Here is a 15,992-nt window from a genome sequence, read left to right on the forward strand (position 1 = left end):
AGGATTCACCCACAGGTCACACAAAGTGTTGTGGGTAAGACTAAATAAAGCCTTTACAGAAACTCCTCGAAACCCCAACATCTAGACAAGGGTCGTAGTGAAAAACGACCTGTAGTGTAGAACCCAGCTATTTGGGGGGCAGGCAACCCCAATAGGCACGATCTGGAAAAGGGGCCACGCATGTCGAGCTTAGAGCATTACATCGAAACCGAAGATCTTCACCCGATTGATTTGGTCGAGACCCTAGCAGCCCACCACGAGTGGGAATTTGACCGCATCGCGGAAGACCAGATTGCAATGGCCATAGAAGGGCAGTGGCGGACATATTCGATCACCCTCGCGTGGTCTGACTACGACGAAACGCTTCGGCTGGTTTCAACCTTCGAGATGGAGCCGCCCTCGGACAAATTGCCGGCCCTCTATGAGGTGATCAACCGCGCAAACGACACCTGCTGGACCGGCGCATTCACCTATTGGGAAGCGCAACGACTGATGGTGTACCGCTATGGCTTGGTGCTGTCCGGTGGCCGTGACGCGGGGCCTGATCAGGTCGACAAGATGTTGTCCGCAGCCGTACAGGCATCCGAACGGTTCTACCCCGCTTTCCAACTTGTGTGCTGGGGCGACCGTAGCCCGCAAGATGCGATGAATGTAGCCATTGCGGAAGCCTACGGGCGGGCATAACCTTCCCCCCTGACATATAGTGACGACATTGCAGGGGCTTCATGGATTTCACCGAAATAAACACGCGCGGGCTGGTTCTGCTGGGCTGCGGAAAGATGGGATCGGCTTTGCTGGAAGGCTGGCTGAAGGGCGGGATCAACGCAGGCGCGGTTCATGTCATCGACCCTAACCCGTCGGATTGGCTGAAGGCGCAAGGCGTCCACATCAACGAAGCATTGCCACAGGATCCGGCGATTGCGCTTCTGGCGGTTAAACCGCAGATGATGGGCGACGCGCTGCCGCGAATGGTTGCTTTGGGCAACGGGAAAACAGTGTTCCTTTCCATTGCTGCGGGCACATCAATCGCCCAATTTGAGGCGGCGTTGGGGGCTGACACGCCAATCGTGCGCTCCATGCCGAATACGCCAGCCGCCATCGGCAAAGGCATCACAGCAATCGTTGGAAACGACAATGTGACAGCCGAACACCTTGATATGGCCGAAGGGCTGCTGCTTGCTGTCGGAGAGGTGGTCCGCTTGACCGGCGAGGCGCAGATTGACGCGGTGACAGCCGTCTCGGGGTCCGGCCCCGCCTATGTGTTCCACTTGATCGAGACGATGGCCGCCGCGGGCGAAGCGCAGGGTCTGCCTGCCGATATGGCGATGCAACTGGCCAAAGCCACGGTGGCTGGGGCGGGGGCTTTGGCCAAAGATGCCGCTGAAGCCCCTGCGCAATTGCGCGTCAATGTCACAAGCCCCGGCGGAACAACGGCGGCGGCATTGAACGTGTTGATGGACGAGAGCAATGGCTTTCCAAAGTTGCTGGATGAGGCGGTGAAAGCCGCAACTCTGCGCGGTCAAGAGTTGGGGAAGTAGCGATGTCGGATCTGTCATTCGATGACTTCATGAAGGTGGACGTGCGCGTCGGTGTTATTGTGAAAGCAGAACCATATCCGGAGGCGCGCAAACCGGCGATCAAACTATGGGTGGACTTCGGGCCAGAGCTGGGAGAGCGGAAAAGCTCGGCCCAAATAACCAAGCATTATTCGCCTGAGGAACTCTTCGGCAAAAAGGTGATGGCTGTGGTGAATTTTCCGCCACGCCAAATCGGTAAATTCATGTCCGAGATATTGGTTCTGGGGGTGCCGGATGAGAATGATGAAGTGGTGTTGGTGACGCCGGACAAAGATGTGCCAATCGGCGGAAGGCTGTATTGATGAAGCTGCTCATTTCGCGCCTGTTGCCGCCTGCCGTGATGGAACGGGCACGTGCAGAATTCGACGTCACGCTTCGCGATACATCGGACCCAATGACTCAGGCAGAAGCCACACAAGCGATTGAGGAATTTGACGCGATATTGCCAACCCTTGGGGATCAGTTCACGGCCCAATCCATATTGGCAGCCAAGCCGCGCGCCAAACTGTTGGCCAACTTCGGGGTGGGGTACAACCATATTGACGTCGATGCAGCGCACGAACAGGGCATAGCGGTCACCAACACTCCTGGGGCTGTGACCGATGCGACGGCAGATGTCGCGCTAACCTTGATGCTGATGACCGCGCGCCGCGCGGGCGAAGGCGAACGGCTGGTGCGTGCTGGCAAATGGACAGGTTGGCAGCCAACGCAAATGCTCGGGCTGCACCTGACTGGAAAAACCATCGGTATCATCGGCATGGGGCGCATCGGGCAGGCGATTGCGGACAGGTGCAGGCACGGATTTGGATGCAAGATTGTTTACGCCAACCGCTCGGTGAAAGACATCGACGGGGCGACGCAATTGGGCAATGTGGAAGAAGTGGCCGCAGTGGCGGATGTGGTCGTCGCCGCCACGCCGGGTGGTGCGGAGACGCGGCATTTGATCGGGGCGGATGTGTTCAGCGCGATGCAATCGCACGCCATTTTCGTCAATATCTCGCGCGGGGATGTGGTGGACGAAGCCGCGCTGATCTTTGCACTTCAGGACGGGCAGATCGGTGGTGCGGGTCTAGACGTTTATGAGCAAGAGCCCAGAGTGCCAAAGGCCCTGACGGACATGGAGAACGTCGTGTTGCTGCCGCATCTGGGCACCAACACGTTGGAGGTGCGCACCAGCATGGGGATGATGGCGCTTGATAATCTGGCGGCCTTTGTGGCGGGTAAGGATTTGCCGAACCCCGTTTAAGGGAGCAAGCAGCCTTGGGCGTCAAATCCAAATGGATCGCGGTCCCATTTGGAAAATGGCAGGCCAGGGCGAATATCGACCCATAAGACCTCCGCCGCATCGTCGAACGGGACAATGCCGAGGGCTGTGTCTGGTACCACCTCCCAACCGCGCGTGGCCGCGACGGCCCGCAGATCGGCGGTCGTGGCGCAGGCAGAGGCTGCCATGGCCTCCAAGAAGCCCATACGCGCGTCTTGCCATTCACTGACGCCAGCGGAGTTCATGTCCAGAACAAAGGTCTGAAGGTTGCGTGCCACGTAGCCGGTTATGCCGCCGATACCCAACAACATGACCCCCAGCAGCAGTCGTTTCATCAGGTGTCTCCGGTTGCTTCGCGGAAATGCTTTCGGCATAGCGACACATAGGTTTCATTCCCTCCGACTTGAACTTGATCGCCGTCTGTCGCAGCGGAGCCGTCGGTGCCTTTGCGAATAACCATCGTCGCCTTCTTACCGCAGTGGCAGATCGTGCGGACTTCGCGCATCTCGTCGGCAAGGGCCAGCAGGCCAGCGGAGCCGGGAAACAGCTCCCCTCGGAAGTCGACGCGCAACCCGTAGCACATCACGGGGACTTTTAAGTCATCCACGGCACGGGCAAGTTGCCAAACTTGATCTTTCGACAACCACTGAGCCTCATCCACCATCACGCAGGCAATTGGGCCCTTTTTCAGACGCGCCGAGATCATGGCAAATAAATCGTGGCCTTTGCCATAAATATCCGCCTCACGGGTCAGCCCGATGCGCGACCCGATTTTTCCAGTGCCGGCGCGATCGTCAAAATCTGCGGTCAACAGGTAGGTTTCCATACCCATTTCTTGATAGTTATGCGCTGCTTGCAAAAGGAGCGTCGACTTTCCCGCGTTCATAGTGGAATAATGAAAATATAGTTTTGCCATGGCGTCCCCGTAGCAAAGCCGGCCATCAGGAGCAAGGTCGGTGAGGGGCGCGCTAGGGAAAGCAAACAAGACACGCGCTGATTACCCGGCAGCGCGTGTAATGACGCCCCTCACCTAAAGGGTGTGTTCAGCACAACACGCCCCCCATAGCCCCCATACCCTAGGGGCTATGAATACCTACCGTGAGGGAAAACAATTGCGCAGGGGAAAGGCTTTAGGCTATTCCCCGATAAGGCCAAACCGGCTGAGGGAAGACACGACGATGACGAAGATGAACAGATACCTGAAGAAACATACCGAAGCCTTGGTGAAGGATGTAGGTGTTGAGGCGGCCTGTAAGCTGACGGGGCGCTCTAAGGCCACGTTGGGTCGTTACTATTCCGAATCCGATGAACACGCCGATCGCTACATGCCTTTGGATGCTGTCGCCGCACTTGAGGCCGCCGCAAGTTTTCCCCATGTGACGCAGGCCTTGGCCGAAATTAACGGCAATGGCTTGGAAGTCGACTCTGGTCGCAAAAGCAATGACAAAAGCGCCAGTTCGGTTAACAGCAACGTCGTCGCCTTGGCGCAGCGCTTTGCCATGTTGATGTCAGAGTACAACCAGTCGATCTCGGACGGGATTATCACCGTGACCGAGGCGAAGCGGATGTTGTCCGAGACGCTGGAGCTGCAAAAAGTGCTGGTCGAGATGAAGCTGCACCTCGAAGACGAAACTATCTGAATTTGGACGTTAAAACCGACGACTGCATTTGGTCGGCAAAGCGAATGGCAGCGTTTCGGCGCGCTGACCTAGCGCGTCGGTACGGAATATAGAACGTAGCCGTCCTTGCGCGCGACCTCAGTGGCGCCTGTGTCGGTGACAAACACCCCTAGATTTTCCATGCCTTCGGGGCAGCCCACTAGATCCGCGGCATCGTCGAGGAACTGATTTGTAAACGCATCCTCGCCAATCCGGCGACATTGGTCGCCATCGGCACGGTAGCCACCCCCGAAGAAGGGAAGGGTGGTGCTAGTGGATGTCGGGGCAGGGGCGCAAGCCGCGAGGGCGAGGGCCGTGGCGGTTAAGGATGCGGTCAGAATGATAGGATGCATGATGAAACTCCTTTTGGGGTAATGGGGCGGAGTTTAGCATGGAAGTTGGGATTTACGGATGTTGGAAGAGGGAGGCATGTGCCGACGACATGACGGGCTTTACTGTTGCTAGCTATTGTTTACCACCATGGCCGTGTTGGAACTCAAAACCTCGGCCGTCAACTTCTTTTCCCGGTGATAACTTGACGAATTCCTCATACTTCGCATCTAAACTGGCTTTGAAACATAAGCATACGCAAATTCCGGCAACGCAAATTCCGACTGGAAGCCAATCAGTAAAATTGAGCTCTGTGGAGGCTGATATCTTAACGGCTATCGATGATTGTAAGTGAAAAATAATAAATAATATGGCAACAGAAATTCCGAGCCAAAGCTGTATGCGCAGGTGTGAAATTAGCTTGTTTTCGGGTCGGTGTTTTGAAAAATATGCATGGATTTCTTTGAGGTCAGTTTGTTTGAGAAACTGGCGCTCAATGTTGGCGATCATTACCAAATTTCGATTGTACCAATGTCCAGCGTCTAACACGTGCGCAATGAGCCAAAAGCATACTAGCAGCACTATGGATGTAGCAACTCCCGCACTAACAATGTTTTTTTCCACTAGGCTGAACGATGCTATCGCTGCAACAAGTGTGGCGACGGATTGCCAAACCACCACAATGTGGCGGTTTATATCGTTCAATAGTTGGTTGTACATCGCGATCAGAAAGCCCGATCTGGGATCCGATTCAATTTCTAGTTTAGCTACCATTCTTCATGCCCTCCTCGTGGTGTGCCTCTAGGATGTCCATAGTTTGTTCATATTTTCTAACGAACTACGCAAACAGGTTTCATAACCACCTATAGGGTGAGGTCGGAATGTTTCTCCGTCGAAATGATCCCCAAACGATGCGTCGAGCGTGAACCTGTTGGTGTCAATGCTTACAACATTGAGCGTTCTAGATAACTTGGCTTGAACGTCGGGACGACCGCCAAGGAGATGAACATGCCTATCTCCAAATGACTCCAATGGTATTTCAGTTCCGCCGTATTTGGTTGGCACACTAAAGGCCAAGCGAAACTCAACTGGTATCAGCTCATCAATGCGATCGACTAGCTTTAGATCCTTGGGAACAATCGCCACCGCTTCCGAATGTTGAAGTAGTTTTTCAGCTTGCGAAAGAGTTTCAGATAGTTCCTCGATATTGTCTACATCTCGAGCGATAGTTAATTGGGGCTTCAATTCCTTGGAGATTTCCAAGTGCTTTTCGAAGTTGTAGTTTTTCCAGTCAATGTCGAGAAACCCACAGTAATCAAAATCGCGAATGTCGCGGGTGTTAGTGTACCGCGCGCCGTTCTTCCAACCGTATTCGTGAGCAATCTTTAAAACACGTTTGCTATGACAAACGTATCGAACAACCTTTTCCAATTAATGTGTCCATTTATTTAACTTGATGCGGGCACATTAATGAGGAAATTTATGTTTGCAACGCCAATACCCCGATTTCACCCTCAACCCGTGCCTTCATGGCCAGCGCACACGCGTGGGCTGCGGCGGCGGTCGTAAAGTAGGGGATTTTGTCGTAGAGGGCGATGGAGCGGATATCGCGTGAGTCCTCGACGGCCTGCGCGCCCTCGGTCGTGTTGAGGACCAGCGACACCAGACCGTCTTTCATCTGATCGACGATGTTCGGGCGACCTTCATAGACCTTGTTGACCGTCTCGCAGTCCAGACCTTGCTCGACCAGCCAGGCCGCCGTGCCGCGGGTGGCGATCAGCGCGTGGCCGAGGGCTGAGAGCGCGGAGGCGGCCTCGAACATTGCAGGGGTTTTGTCCTCGTTGCGGATAGAGATGAACACCTTGCCAGTGCCGTCCAACGGCAGCTCGGTGCCCGCGCCCATTTGCGCCTTGAGGAAGGCCATGTGGAAGTTCTTGTCGGAGCCCATAACCTCACCCGTAGAGCGCATTTCCGGCCCGAGGATTGTATCCACACCGGGGAAGCGGGCGAAGGGCAACACGGCCTCTTTGACCGCATATGTATCGATGATCGGGTCGATCAGGTCGAAGTCGCCCAGCTTGGCGCCCGCCATAACCTGCGCAGCGATAGACGCGATGGGCGAGCCGATGGCCTTAGCCACAAATGGTACGGTGCGCGAGGCGCGCGGGTTGACCTCGATCAGGTAGATCACATCGTCCTTGATCGCGAATTGCACGTTCATCAGGCCGACCACGTTCAGGGCAAGGGCCAAGGCCTTCGTCTGGTCGCGAAGCTGCTGGATGATGTCGTCGGACAAGGAGTATGGCGGCAAGGAACAGGCACTGTCACCGGAGTGCACTCCGGCCTCTTCGATGTGCTGCATGATGCCCGCGACATGGACGTTTTCGCCGTCGCAAAGTGCGTCGACATCAACCTCGACCGCGCCGGACAGATAGCTGTCGAGCAGAACGGGGCTGTCGCCGGAAACCACCACGGCCTCGGAGATGTAGCGTTCCAACTGCGCCTGATCGCGCACGATTTCCATCGCACGGCCACCGAGGACGTAGGAGGGGCGGATCACCAGTGGGAAACCGATCTCGGCGGCTTTCTCGAAGGCTTCGGCGTCGGAGTGAGCCAGACCATTGTGCGGCTGCTTGAGGCCAAGATTTTGCACCAACTGCTGGAAGCGTTCGCGGTCTTCTGCCAGATCAATGGCGTCAGGGGATGTGCCGAGGATCGGGATGCCTTCGTCTTGCAGGGCTTGCGCGATTTTCAGCGGAGTTTGGCCGCCGAATTGCACGATGACACCGTGCAGGGAGCCGTTGTCTTGCTCCACACGCAGGATTTCCATGACGTGCTCAAAGGTAAGCGGCTCGAAGTACAAGCGGTCAGAGGTGTCGTAGTCGGTCGACACGGTCTCGGGGTTGCAGTTGATCATGATCGTCTCGTAGCCCTGCTTGGTCAGCGCGTAGCAGGCGTGCACACAGCAGTAGTCGAATTCGATCCCTTGGCCGATGCGGTTCGGGCCGCCCCCCAAGATGACAACCTTTTTGGCATCCGATGGGCGCGCCTCGCATTCGACCTCGCCCATCATTGGGCTCTCATAGGTGGAATACATGTAGGGGGTTTGCGCCTCGAACTCGGCGGCGCAGGTGTCGATGCGTTTGAACACAGCATTGACGCCAAGGTTCTGGCGGGCTTTGCGCACGTCGTTTTCGGTGCGACCGGTCAGAATGGCCAAGCGCGCGTCAGAGAAACCGAGCATCTTGAGGTCGCGCAGGGCGTCCTCGGTCATGGGCAGGCCGTCCTTGCGGATCACGGCTTCGGCTTCGATGATTTCGCGGATACGGTCAAGGAACCACGGGTCAAAGGCCGTGATCTGCTGGATTTCGGAATTGGAGAACCCGTAGCGCATGGCGTGGGCGATGACGCGAATGCGGTCTGGGGTTTGCTTGGCCAACTCGCGGGTCAGGGCCTTGTCGATGGCTTCTTGGGCCAATGCGGTTTTGCCAAACAGAACACCATCACGGAGCTCTTCTTGATCGGCTGCCGGCATGCCGTCCACTTCCGGCTCGTCAAAGCCGGTTAAGCCGGTTTCCATAGACGCCAGCGCTTTTTGCAGGGATTCGTGGATCGTGCGGCCAATTGCCATGACTTCGCCCACGGATTTCATCGCGGTGGTCAGGTAGGGCTCGGAGCCCGGGAATTTCTCAAAGGCGAAGCGCGGGATTTTGGTGACAACATAGTCGATGCTTGGCTCAAAGGAGGCAGGCGTCACACCTGTGATGTCATTGTCCAACTCGTCCAGCGTGAAACCCACAGCCAGCTTCGCCGCGATCTTGGCAATCGGGAAGCCCGTCGCCTTGGACGCCAAAGCGGAGGAGCGCGACACGCGTGGGTTCATCTCGATGACGACCATGCGGCCATCGGCTGGGTTCACCGCCCATTGCACGTTGGAGCCGCCGGTCTCGACGCCGATTTCGCGCAGAACCGCGATCGATGCGTTGCGCATCACTTGGTATTCTTTGTCGGTCAGCGTCAGGGCAGGGGCGACGGTGATACTGTCGCCCGTGTGCACGCCCATCGGATCGACGTTTTCAATGGCACATACGATGATGGCGTTGTCGGCGTGGTCGCGCACGACTTCCATCTCGTACTCTTTCCAACCCAGTAGGGATTCGTCGATCAGGATTTGATTCACTGGGGACGCATCAAGGCCGGTTTTGCAGAAGTGTTCGTAGTCATCACGGTTGTACGCGACGCCGCCGCCTGTGCCACCCAAGGTGAACGCGGGGCGGATAATGGCTGGCAGGCCGACGTATTCGATCGCGTCCATGCATTCTTCCATCGTGTTGGCGATGGTGGCTTTCGGATTCTCAAGGCCAAGGCGGTCCATGGCTTCGCGGAACAATTTGCGGTCCTCGGCCATCTCGATGGCGTCGCGTTTGGCGCCGATCATCTCGACGTTGAACTTGTCGAGGACACCCATTTCTTCCAATGCCAACGAGGTGTTAAGCCCTGTTTGGCCCCCCATTGTGGGCAGCAAGGCGTCGGGGCGTTCTTTCTCGATGATCTTGGCGACAACTTCTGGGGTGATCGGCTCGATGTAAGTCGCGTCGGCCATATCGGGATCGGTCATGATCGTGGCGGGGTTCGAGTTCACCAGGATGACGCGGTAGCCTTCTTCGCGAAGCGCTTTACAGGCTTGTGCGCCGGAATAGTCAAACTCGCAGGCCTGCCCGATAACGATGGGGCCTGCGCCGATGATCATGATGGATTTGATATCGGTTCTTTTTGGCATGTTCCGGTCCCCAGTTTGCGCAAATTATCGTGGGTTTAAGGAGTCCACCAAGTGGGCGCAAGGGCATGTAGGGAAGGGATTTGAGATTCTTTGTGTGCTTTGTGGCCCCAGTAGAGCTGCGCCCCATTTCTTGAAGCCGAAAATGGGGCGCTTTTGACCGTTTGGATCATTTTTTGGGAACGAAGCCCTCGGGAAATGACGAATGCGGCTGGGAAGCGCCATCGACATAGAGGTAATCGCGGGTGATCGGCACCGTGGTTTGATGTTTGTGCAACTGCACATGGTACAAAACATGTGGCATGTCAGACAGGCTGAGCTCAGAGGCGATCAGGTAGTAGCGCCACATGCGGATGAAGCGCTCGTCGTAGCCCATCTCGCGAACCTTATCGAGTTGATCCTCGAAGCGGATCAACCACTCATAGAGGGTTCTGTCGTAATGGGTCCGCCACACCTCAATGTCGGCGGCTTCCAGCGAGGACTTCTCCACGACGCTGACAACCTCGGACAAAGACGGAGTGTAGCCGCCCGGAAAGATGTATTTCTGAAACCACGGGGACAGATTACCCGGCGGGCCAGTGCGTCCGATGAAATGGATCAAGGCCACGCCGTCTTCCTTCAGGTTCTTTTCGATCTGACGGAAATAGGTTGGATATTGCGGCTGGCCCACATGCTCCAGCATCCCGACCGACACGATGCGGTCGAATTGTTCGGTATTGTCGCGGTAGTCTTGCAAGCGGAACTCAACCAAATCGGCCACACCCGCTTCTTTGGCGCGAAGAGTGGCAGCCTTGCGTTGCTCGTCCGACAGGGTGAGCCCTACAACCTTGGCGCCGTAATCCTTGGCCAATGTGATCGCTAAGCCCCCCCAGCCAGAGCCAATGTCGAGCACCTTCATCCCGGGCTCGATCAGCAGTTTTCCTGCGATATGGGCTTTTTTGGCGGCTTGGGCCTCCTCCAGCGTAAATGAGGGGTCTTTGAAGTAGGCGCAAGTGTATTGTTTGTCGTCGTCTAGGAACAGATAATAGAATGGGGTTGAAATGTCGTAATGATGCTCGGCGTTTTTCTTGGCTGTAGCATGGGGAATCCACTGATCCCATTTGCGTTTGGCGATGCGTAATTTGCGCGCAATGGATTGCGAAAGCGGTAGGTTTCCGCCCTGGAAATTCTGAACAACAAGGGTCAAAAGGCCCCGCACGTCGTCATTGTCGATGGTTAGGGTCTCGTCCATATAGGCCTCGCCCATCGCGAGTTCGGGATTGCGAATAAGCTTTCCGGCCAGCCCGTCATGCTTGAGCCGCACTGTGACATTTGGTGCGGCGCCATTGCCAACAGTAAAAATCGTGCCAGAATTTAGGTGAACCGTTAGGCTTCCTTCTTTGATGAGCTGCTTGAGCAAAGTGCCAAGTAGTTTATCCCACATAAGTATTGCTTCCCCGTTTGTGTTGTAGCGTTCGGCCACTATTATTCGCGCAGGCAAAGGGCCGGATTCTTAACAAGTTGTCAATTAATTCACGAGTAAGGCGAAATTGCGCCTCGTTTGCTTGACTTTGGGGCGGATGGCATGTGTATCGGGCCGACACCGATTATCGCCAAAGAGGGCCTATATATCATGCACGCTTACCGCAGCCATTCCTGTGCCGACCTGACCGCCGCCAATGTGGGCGATAATGTTCGCCTTTCTGGCTGGGTTCACCGTGTCCGTGACCACGGCGGCATCCTGTTTATCGACCTTCGCGACCACTACGGTGTGACGCAAGTTTTGGCCGACCCTGACAGCCCTGTGTTCAAGGACGTCGAAAAAGTCCGCTCCGAGTGGTGTATCCGCATCGACGGCAACGTCATGGCCCGCGCACCGGAACTGGTGAACGAGAAACTGCCAACCGGCGAAGTCGAGGTTTTCATCCGCGACATCGAGGTTTTGGGCGCATCCGATGAGTTGCCGCTGATGGTGTTCGGCGACCAAGAATACCCAGAAGAAACCCGTTTGAAGTATCGCTTCTTGGATCTGCGCCGCGAGAAGTTGCAGCGCAACATGATCCTGCGCTCGGATGTTGTCTCCTCCATGCGTCAACGTATGTGGGACATGAAGTTCAAAGAATTTCAGACGCCAATCATCACGGCCTCCAGCCCTGAAGGTGCGCGCGACTTCCTTGTGCCGTCCCGCCTGCACCCGGGCAAGTTCTACGCGTTGCCGCAAGCCCCGCAGCAGTTCAAACAACTGTTGATGGTATCTGGCTTCGACAAATATTTCCAGATTGCCCCGTGTTTCCGCGACGAAGACCCACGCGCCGACCGCTCCCCCACCGATTTCTACCAGCTTGACCTAGAGATGAGCTTTGTGGAGCAAGAGGACGTCTTCAACACCATTCAGCCGGTTGTCCAAGGCATCTTTGAAGAGTTCGGCGGCGGGCGCAAAGTTGACAGCGAGTGGGAGCAGATTTCCTACAAGGACGCGGCCCTTTGGTATGGCACCGACAAGCCTGATTTGCGTAACCCGATTAAGATGCAGGTCGTGTCAGAGCACTTCAAGGAATCCGGCTTCGCCATCTTCGCGAAAATCCTTGAGCAAGACGGCACCGAAATCCGCGCCATTCCTGCGCCAAAAGGCGGGTCGCGTAAATTTTGTGACCGCATGAATGCGTTTGCACAAAAAGAAGGCCTGCCTGGCATGGGCTACATCTTCTGGCGTGATCAAGGTGAAGGCATGGAAGCCGCCGGCCCGTTGGCCAAAAACATCGGGCCAGAGCGCACTGAAGCGATCCGCCAGCAACTGGGCCTTGAAGTGGGCGACGCGGCCTTCTTCTTGGGCGGCAAGCCGTCGTCCTTTGAAGGTGTCGCGGGGCGTGCACGTGTCGAGATCGGCAATGAGCTGGGGCTGACCGACCTGAACCGCTTTGCCTTCGCATGGATCGTCGACTTCCCGATGTATGAGGCAGATGAGGAAACCGGTAAGATCGATTTCTCGCACAACCCGTTCTCCATGCCACAAGGTGGGATGGAAGCGCTGCAAGGTGACCCGCTGGATGTGCTGGGCTACCAATATGATTTAGCGTGTAACGGCTACGAGTTGATTTCGGGCGCGATCCGGAACCACCGCCCTGAGATCATGTTCAAGGCGTTCGAGCTGGCAGGCTACGGCGAAGAGGAAGTGCGCAAGCGCTTTGGCGGCATGGTCAACGCGTTCAAATACGGCGCACCGCCCCACGGTGGCTGTGCAGCAGGCATCGACCGCATCGTGATGTTGTTGGCGGATGAGGCCAACATTCGTGAAGTGATCCTATTCCCGATGAACCAACGCGCTGAAGATCTCATGATGGACGCGCCGAACGAGCCAATGGCTGATCAGTTGATGGAATTGGGTCTGCGGGTCATTCCGCAAGACTAAAGCAAGAACCTGCCAAAAGGGGCGGCGCTCAATCATTTTTCAACGGAAATATGCCACGGATACGTTACACTAGCGTTATCCGAGTTGAAGAAAGAGCCGCCCCATGGCGTTCACGCCTGAAATTGCTGCCATTCGCTTTGGCGAAGGATTGTCTCCGAGCATCGCGCCTGCGAAATCTGTCGCGGAAGTGATGGCGCAGCTGCGGGGGGATGATCTCGCGGCCGCTGCCTTTCCCATCCCGCCTTTGTCAGATTTATATGGTGATTTCGCAAAGGTGAACGCACTGAAAAAGGCCGCGCGGCGGGGGCGGAAAGGCCCCGATGCGGATGATCTGTCTCGCTCCTACAAGCAGGCCAGACGGGGATTTAACTCACGCTTGCAAGGGGTTTTCGCGCCATTGGTGTCGCGGTCAATCACAAGCCCGCAGCCGTTTCGCGAAAGGCTGACTCGTTTTTGGGCGGATCACTTCACGGTGGTGGGCAAAACCAATCTCACGCGCAGCGCCGTGCCATTTTATATCGAAGAATCCATCCGGCCACATATCGCAGGAAGATTTGTGGACATGTTGAAGGCAGTGATGGTGAGCCCGATGATGCTGGAGTATTTGGACCAAAACACCTCCGTTGGGCCAAATTCGCGCGGGGCGCGCGGGCGGCGCGGATTGAATGAGAACTTGGCGCGAGAGCTTCTAGAATTGCACACGTTGGGCGTTGGGGGCGCCTATAACCAGACCGATGTCCGCCAATTGGCGGAGCTGTTGACTGGCATGAGTACGGACCTCAGCAAGGGGTTCGTGTTTCGCGCAAAAATCGCAGAGCCGGGTGCGGAAAATGTTCTGGGGCAGGCTTATGGCGGGGGCGCGCCAGCGGTTGAAGATGTCATGGCGTTCTTGGACGACGTGGCTCGGCATCCCGATACGGCACGACATATTGCGCGCAAGATCGCGGTTCACTTCACCTCTGATACTCCTGATGCGGGGATGGTTGCCGACATGACGCAGCGGTTTCGTGAAACCGACGGCGATCTATCGGCAGTCTATCAGGTGATGTTGGATCACCCGTTTGCGTGGTCCAGTTTCGGAGAAAAGATCAAGCAGCCGGTAGATTTCATGCTCTCGGCGATGCGCGTTTTGGAGGTGCCAGCCGTTTCCTTGCGCAAAATGAACCGAACCAAACGTGCGGCCTATGTTTTGACGCCCATGACAGCGATGGGGCAGCATTGGTTCAGGCCGGCGGGGCCGGACGGTTGGCCTGAAGAAGCGGCTGCATGGGTGACACCTCAGGGATTGGCGGCGCGAATACAGTGGGCGATGTCCGCGCCCTCGGCATTCTACAGAAGCCTGCCTGATCCGCGTGACTTCGCAGAAGTCGCGTTGGGGGGCGCATTGGACAAGAAGGTGGAATTCGCGGCCCGCGCTGCGGAGACACGCCGCGAAGGCGTGGGCTTGGTCCTTGCGTCACCAGCATTTCAAAGGAGATAGCAATGAGTGGCTCTCTGTCGCGGCGAAAGTTCTTGATGAAGGCAACGGCCTTAGGGTGCTCGGCGGCGGCAAGCCCGTTACTGACCCCCATGACCTTCGCGCAGGCCCCCGGTGAAAACCGGTTGGTGGTGATAATCCTGCGCGGGGCTATGGATGGGCTGGACGCTATCCGCCCGTTGGGGGATCCGCTGATACATCGCTATCGCGCGGGCTTGGGGATATCTCGAGAGAGCGCCGCCATGGATTTGGATGGGTTCTTCGCGCTCCATCCGGCGATGGCCGATCTTCTGCCGCTTTGGAGGCAGGGAGAGTTGGCGGCGGTGCATGCGGTGTCCACACCTTACCGCGATAAACGCAGCCATTTTGACGGGCAAGATCTGCTGGAGGCCGGAACCGGAATAGATGTGAGCGGTGCGCAGGCGCGTGAAGGTTGGCTGAACCGCCTGTTGCAAATTCTGCCGGGGGCAGGATCGGAGACGGCATTTGCGATCGGTCGGTCGGATATGAAATTGGTCGCGGGGCGCGCGCCCGTGTCGAGTTGGTCACCGGATGGGCGGTTGGATATGTCGCCGCAAGCTCGGCTGCTTCTGGAGGAAATCTACCACGATGACGCATTGTTTCACGACACCAGCACCGATGCCATCGCGATTGCCGATAGCTTGGGGCTTGCGAGTACAGACAGCTTTGGGATGTCGAGCAAGGATATGCGGGCAGCGGTGAAATCTGCGCGGGCTGCCGGAGATGCAGGAGTGTTGGCCGGTTTTGCTGCGCGCCGCTTGAACGAAGAATCGCGAATTGCGGCTTTCTCTCTTGGCGGATGGGATACGCACCGCGGCCAAACACGCGGCATCAGCAGAGCTTTGGGCGGGCTTCAGGACGCGATTTTGACACTGAAGCGTGATCTCGGCCCCAAATGGCAGAAAACCGCAGTGGTCGCAGTTACCGAATTTGGACGAACCGCCCGCGCAAACGGCACAAATGGAACCGATCATGGCACGGGGGGCGCGATGATAATGGCCGGAGGGGCTATTCGCGGTGGTCGCGTCTATGGCGATTGGCCAGGGTTGGACGAGGCCTCACTTTATGCGCGGCGCGACTTAATGCCGACGCGCGATGTGCGATCCTACATTGGATGGTTGATGCATGGGCTCTACGGAATTGAGCGGAGCAGCTTGGAAACGCTGGTGTTTCCGGGTCTGCAGCTCGGACGTGATCCCGGGCTTTTGGCTTAGAGTACGGCTGCCTGTGCGATCGCAGGGGCAGGTTGATCGCTGGTCAAATCTTCATTGCCAATGGACATTGTTGTTGTCACGGCAAGGGCCAGACCAGCGATGGCGGCCATCAGCATGGTCATGTCGACCAATGTTGCCCCCTCTTCGGAGCGCAGAAAGCTGTGGAGTGTCTTCGTCATTCGGTATCTCAACTATATGCATGGCCACGACGATTTTCGCCTTGGTCCTGTCGTGAACAAATCTGGCGACAAAACATGGCAACTTTGCGTCGCAAGGCAGGTTTCTA

Annotated in this window: 16 protein-coding genes; 8 read left to right on the plus strand and 8 right to left on the minus strand. The window is 56.6% G+C overall.

Annotated features, from left to right (window positions below):
• Positions 1-180 precede the first annotated feature (180 nt).
• Genes Q0746_RS12320 through Q0746_RS12335 form a run of 4 tightly spaced genes read left to right on the plus strand, consistent with a single transcriptional unit; the run spans position 181 to position 2,823 of the window.
• The gene (locus Q0746_RS12320; RefSeq protein ID WP_298260676.1) at positions 181-684 is read left to right on the plus strand and encodes a YbjN domain-containing protein; all 504 of its coding nucleotides are present in this window, start codon (positions 181-183) and stop codon (positions 682-684) included.
• A gap of 41 nt (positions 685-725) precedes the next feature.
• On the plus strand, positions 726-1,538 hold the full coding sequence (gene proC, locus Q0746_RS12325; protein WP_298260678.1) for a pyrroline-5-carboxylate reductase: 813 nt from the start codon (positions 726-728) through the stop codon (positions 1,536-1,538).
• A gap of 2 nt (positions 1,539-1,540) precedes the next feature.
• Positions 1,541-1,879: a tRNA-binding protein gene (locus tag Q0746_RS12330; RefSeq protein ID WP_298260680.1), complete on the plus strand. Its 339-nt coding sequence runs from the start codon at positions 1,541-1,543 to the stop codon at positions 1,877-1,879.
• Positions 1,879-2,823: a D-glycerate dehydrogenase gene (locus tag Q0746_RS12335; RefSeq protein WP_298260682.1), complete on the plus strand. Its 945-nt coding sequence runs from the start codon at positions 1,879-1,881 to the stop codon at positions 2,821-2,823. The genes Q0746_RS12330 and Q0746_RS12335 overlap by 1 nt, the downstream gene beginning before the upstream one ends.
• Here Q0746_RS12335 and Q0746_RS12340 read toward each other — a convergent pair.
• A complete protein-coding gene (locus Q0746_RS12340) occupies positions 2,820-3,176 on the minus strand; it encodes a hypothetical protein (RefSeq protein ID WP_298260684.1) in 357 nt (118 codons plus the stop codon). The two genes, Q0746_RS12335 and Q0746_RS12340, sit on opposite strands and share 4 nt — an antisense overlap.
• Complete coding sequence (locus Q0746_RS12345) at positions 3,176-3,757, minus strand: thymidine kinase (protein WP_298260685.1); 582 nt, start codon at positions 3,755-3,757, stop codon at positions 3,176-3,178. The genes Q0746_RS12340 and Q0746_RS12345 overlap by 1 nt, the downstream gene beginning before the upstream one ends.
• A 262-nt stretch (positions 3,758-4,019) precedes the next feature.
• Here Q0746_RS12345 and Q0746_RS12350 point away from each other — a divergent pair, with 262 nt between their 5' ends.
• Positions 4,020-4,481, plus strand: coding sequence for a hypothetical protein (locus Q0746_RS12350; protein WP_298260686.1), 462 nt, complete (start codon positions 4,020-4,022; stop codon positions 4,479-4,481).
• A 68-nt stretch (positions 4,482-4,549) separates the two neighbouring features.
• Here Q0746_RS12350 and Q0746_RS12355 read toward each other — a convergent pair whose 3' ends face one another.
• From Q0746_RS12355 to Q0746_RS12375, 5 genes are all read right to left on the minus strand, one after another.
• Positions 4,550-4,852, minus strand: a complete 303-nt coding sequence (locus Q0746_RS12355; RefSeq protein ID WP_298260687.1) for a hypothetical protein — start codon at positions 4,850-4,852, stop codon at positions 4,550-4,552.
• A 112-nt stretch (positions 4,853-4,964) separates the two neighbouring features.
• Positions 4,965-5,603: a hypothetical protein gene (locus Q0746_RS12360; protein ID WP_298260688.1), complete on the minus strand. Its 639-nt coding sequence runs from the start codon at positions 5,601-5,603 to the stop codon at positions 4,965-4,967.
• A 27-nt stretch (positions 5,604-5,630) separates the two neighbouring features.
• Positions 5,631-6,260: a DUF6610 family protein gene (locus Q0746_RS12365; protein ID WP_298260689.1), complete on the minus strand. Its 630-nt coding sequence runs from the start codon at positions 6,258-6,260 to the stop codon at positions 5,631-5,633.
• Positions 6,261-6,309: 49 nt separating this feature from the next.
• The gene (gene carB / locus Q0746_RS12370) at positions 6,310-9,609 is read right to left on the minus strand and encodes a carbamoyl-phosphate synthase large subunit (RefSeq protein WP_298260690.1); all 3,300 of its coding nucleotides are present in this window, start codon (positions 9,607-9,609) and stop codon (positions 6,310-6,312) included.
• Positions 9,610-9,775: 166 nt separating this feature from the next.
• On the minus strand, positions 9,776-11,029 hold the full coding sequence (locus Q0746_RS12375; protein WP_298260691.1) for a cyclopropane-fatty-acyl-phospholipid synthase family protein: 1,254 nt from the start codon (positions 11,027-11,029) through the stop codon (positions 9,776-9,778).
• Positions 11,030-11,218: 189 nt separating this feature from the next.
• On the opposite strand from Q0746_RS12375, the gene aspS reads away from it, so the two are divergent.
• The 3 genes from aspS (at position 11,219) to Q0746_RS12390 (ending at position 15,706) form a co-directional block, all read left to right on the plus strand.
• Positions 11,219-12,994 (plus strand): aspartate--tRNA ligase, encoded by a 1,776-nt coding sequence (aspS, locus tag Q0746_RS12380; protein ID WP_298261271.1) that lies wholly within the window; start codon positions 11,219-11,221, stop codon positions 12,992-12,994.
• A 103-nt stretch (positions 12,995-13,097) separates the two neighbouring features.
• The gene (locus Q0746_RS12385) at positions 13,098-14,474 is read left to right on the plus strand and encodes a DUF1800 domain-containing protein (protein ID WP_298260692.1); all 1,377 of its coding nucleotides are present in this window, start codon (positions 13,098-13,100) and stop codon (positions 14,472-14,474) included.
• Positions 14,475-14,476: 2 nt separating this feature from the next.
• Positions 14,477-15,706, plus strand: coding sequence for a DUF1501 domain-containing protein (locus Q0746_RS12390; protein ID WP_298260694.1), 1,230 nt, complete (start codon positions 14,477-14,479; stop codon positions 15,704-15,706).
• On the opposite strand, the gene Q0746_RS12395 is transcribed toward Q0746_RS12390, so the two are convergent.
• Positions 15,703-15,885: a hypothetical protein gene (locus tag Q0746_RS12395; RefSeq protein WP_298260696.1), complete on the minus strand. Its 183-nt coding sequence runs from the start codon at positions 15,883-15,885 to the stop codon at positions 15,703-15,705. The genes Q0746_RS12390 and Q0746_RS12395 overlap by 4 nt on opposite strands.
• Positions 15,886-15,992 lie beyond the last annotated feature (107 nt).

This window comes from uncultured Litoreibacter sp. (assembly GCF_947487515.1).
Taxonomy (GTDB): Bacteria; Pseudomonadota; Alphaproteobacteria; order Rhodobacterales; family Rhodobacteraceae; genus Litoreibacter.

What these genes read in the sequence shown, in the direction of transcription:
- Q0746_RS12395 (WP_298260696.1), bottom strand. Translation starts at nt 15,885, where the DNA reads ATGACGAAGACACTCCACAGCTTTCTGCGCTCCGAAGAGGGGGCAACA.
- aspS (WP_298261271.1), top strand. Translation starts at nt 11,219, where the DNA reads ATGCACGCTTACCGCAGCCATTCCTGTGCCGACCTGACCGCCGCCAAT.
- Q0746_RS12385 (WP_298260692.1), top strand. Translation starts at nt 13,098, where the DNA reads ATGGCGTTCACGCCTGAAATTGCTGCCATTCGCTTTGGCGAAGGATTG.
- Q0746_RS12330 (WP_298260680.1), top strand. Translation starts at nt 1,541, where the DNA reads ATGTCGGATCTGTCATTCGATGACTTCATGAAGGTGGACGTGCGCGTC.
- Q0746_RS12335 (WP_298260682.1), top strand. Translation starts at nt 1,879, where the DNA reads ATGAAGCTGCTCATTTCGCGCCTGTTGCCGCCTGCCGTGATGGAACGG.
- Q0746_RS12340 (WP_298260684.1), bottom strand. Translation starts at nt 3,176, where the DNA reads ATGAAACGACTGCTGCTGGGGGTCATGTTGTTGGGTATCGGCGGCATA.
- carB (WP_298260690.1), bottom strand. Translation starts at nt 9,609, where the DNA reads ATGCCAAAAAGAACCGATATCAAATCCATCATGATCATCGGCGCAGGC.
- Q0746_RS12390 (WP_298260694.1), top strand. Translation starts at nt 14,477, where the DNA reads ATGAGTGGCTCTCTGTCGCGGCGAAAGTTCTTGATGAAGGCAACGGCC.
- Q0746_RS12360 (WP_298260688.1), bottom strand. Translation starts at nt 5,603, where the DNA reads ATGGTAGCTAAACTAGAAATTGAATCGGATCCCAGATCGGGCTTTCTG.
- Q0746_RS12350 (WP_298260686.1), top strand. Translation starts at nt 4,020, where the DNA reads ATGACGAAGATGAACAGATACCTGAAGAAACATACCGAAGCCTTGGTG.
- proC (WP_298260678.1), top strand. Translation starts at nt 726, where the DNA reads ATGGATTTCACCGAAATAAACACGCGCGGGCTGGTTCTGCTGGGCTGC.
- Q0746_RS12345 (WP_298260685.1), bottom strand. Translation starts at nt 3,757, where the DNA reads ATGGCAAAACTATATTTTCATTATTCCACTATGAACGCGGGAAAGTCG.
- Q0746_RS12320 (WP_298260676.1), top strand. Translation starts at nt 181, where the DNA reads ATGTCGAGCTTAGAGCATTACATCGAAACCGAAGATCTTCACCCGATT.
- Q0746_RS12355 (WP_298260687.1), bottom strand. Translation starts at nt 4,852, where the DNA reads ATGCATCCTATCATTCTGACCGCATCCTTAACCGCCACGGCCCTCGCC.
- Q0746_RS12375 (WP_298260691.1), bottom strand. Translation starts at nt 11,029, where the DNA reads ATGTGGGATAAACTACTTGGCACTTTGCTCAAGCAGCTCATCAAAGAA.